At 36.0% G+C, this 2,500-nt stretch carries 3 rRNA genes (2 of these 3 only partly in view); all 3 read left to right on the forward strand.

Annotated features, from left to right (window positions below):
• A 23S ribosomal RNA gene (locus tag ABNT14_RS01010) occupies positions 1-160 on the forward strand; it begins 2,716 nt to the left of the window's first position.
• 106 nt (positions 161-266) lie between these two features.
• A 5S ribosomal RNA gene (gene rrf / locus ABNT14_RS01015) occupies positions 267-375 on the forward strand.
• A 1,096-nt stretch (positions 376-1,471) separates the two neighbouring features.
• A 16S ribosomal RNA gene (locus tag ABNT14_RS01020) occupies positions 1,472-2,500 on the forward strand; it runs 489 nt beyond the window's last position.

Consider the following 2,500-nt stretch of genomic DNA (forward strand, 5'->3'; position numbering starts at 1 on the left):
ACGTTGGGAAGGGATAAGCGCTGAAAGCATATAAGCGCGAAACCCACCACAAGATGAGATTTCTTTAAAGGGTCGTGGAAGATTACCACGTTGATAGGATACAGGTGTAAAGGCAGTAATGTCATAGCCGAGTATTACTAATAACCCATAGGCTTATGTAGAAAGTCTTGCGCTCGTAAGGGCGCAAGCGAAACTCTTTTTGATAATTTATGATATAATTTTTACCAATATGTTAACTTATACAGTTGAAATATACTGAAACGATTTAAGGTGATTATCGCAATGGGGCTCACCTCTTTCCATCCCGAACAGAGAAGTTAAGCCCATTTGCGCCGATGGTACTGCCAATGGTGGGAGAGTAGGTCGTTGCCTTTCTTTGAAACCTCAATCTTTATAGATTGAGGTTTTTTTTGTGTCTTATTTTTTGTTTTTCTAAAAAAAATATAAAGATTAGTTTATTTACCCAAAGTTAAAATGAATCAAGTAGTGGATAACATATAAATTAAGTTTAAATACTTAATTATACCTCACAGGTTTTAAAAACCTGTGAAGTTTGGTTACTGTTGAAAATAGAGCTAAATAGACTCTTACATCTAGAAAATAACTAAAAACAATTTATTTATTGAAAAATAATATCAAAACTCAAAATAACTTTTAGTTACTTTCTTAATTTTTAGATTGGATTTTTATTTATCTGAATAAAATAGTGTTAATAAAGATAAAAAAGGATTTATTTATCTTTTAAAATAATAATATTCAGAAGCAATAACCCGCTTTCCGCACTCGCTTTTTTTGTTTTTTCGAAAAGAAAAACAAAAAAGAGCTCAAACAATTGCTTCAATCGGGGCTAGGCATTAGATTATTTAACATTAAAATCCGCTATATTTTAAATTATCTACTTTTAAAATGAAGAATTTTCAAAAATAAATTATCAATAAAAAAGCTTAAAAAGTCTGATTTATCTTTAAATAATTAAAGAAACTTTAAAAAGTAATAAAAAAATAAAAACTATAATGTGTTTATAATCAGTGGTTAATAAAATGCTTTTAAAATAAATAAAAAAAGCCATTGTTAGTTTAGAAAAAGGTTGTAGATTTGCAACCGCTAACGGGAAAACGCAAGTTTAAAAGTTAACAACTGTTCCTCAAAACATCGTTAAGTATCACATTAATAAAATGTAAAAAATAAGTTAATTTTAACTTGTTTAAAACAAATAAAAGAATGTATATTTGCAACCGCTTTCAGAAAGCGTAACGATTAAAGAAATTTGGAAATGACAATAATATGTCAGTTAGTTCGATTCTAACATTTCTACAAAAAATGATAAGATTATTCTTATCTCTGGTTTTTTAAAAAAAACTAGGTTCATTGAAAATATTGAAATTGACAGCGTAAATAAGAGTAGAATAACCACAACTTCTAACGAAGTTAAATTCTTTTGAAACTTATTCATTAATATTATTTAAAATATACAATGAAGAGTTTGATCCTGGCTCAGGATGAACGCTAGCGGCAGGCTTAACACATGCAAGTCGAGGGGTAACATTATGCTTGCATAGATGACGACCGGCGAACGGGTGCGTAACGCGTATAGAATCTGCCTTGTACAGGAGGATAGCCTTTAGAAATGAAGATTAATACTCCATAATGTAGTGCTTCGGCATCGGAACACTATTAAACATTTATGGGTACAAGATGACTATGCGTCCTATTAGCTAGATGGTAAGGTAACGGCTTACCATGGCAACGATAGGTAGGGGGTCTGAGAGGATTATCCCCCACACTGGTACTGAGACACGGACCAGACTCCTACGGGAGGCAGCAGTGAGGAATATTGGTCAATGGAGGCAACTCTGAACCAGCCATGCCGCGTGCAGGATGACTGCCCTATGGGTTGTAAACTGCTTTTATACAGGAAGAAACCGATCTACGTGTAGATCCTTGACGGTACTGTAAGAATAAGGACCGGCTAACTCCGTGCCAGCAGCCGCGGTAATACGGAGGGTCCGAGCGTTATCCGGAATCATTGGGTTTAAAGGGTCCGCAGGCGGTCAATTAAGTCAGAGGTGAAATCCCATCGCTCAACGATGGAACTGCCTTTGATACTGATTGACTTGAGTTATATGGAAGTAGATAGAATAAGTAGTGTAGCGGTGAAATGCATAGATATTACTTAGAATACCGATTGCGAAGGCAGTCTACTACGTATATACTGACGCTGAGGGACGAAAGCGTGGGGAGCGAACAGGATTAGATACCCTGGTAGTCCACGCCGTAAACGATGGATACTAGTTGTTGGACTTCGGTTCAGTGACTAAGCGAAAGTGATAAGTATCCCACCTGGGGAGTACGGTCGCAAGACTGAAACTCAAAGGAATTGACGGGGGCCCGCACAAGCGGTGGAGCATGTGGTTTAATTCGATGATACGCGAGGAACCTTACCAGGGCTTAAATGTGGTCTGACAGCTTTAGAGATAGAGTTTTCTTCGGACAGATCACA

Source organism: Tenacibaculum dicentrarchi (assembly GCF_964036635.1).
Classification (GTDB): Bacteria; Bacteroidota; Bacteroidia; order Flavobacteriales; family Flavobacteriaceae; genus Polaribacter; species Polaribacter dicentrarchi.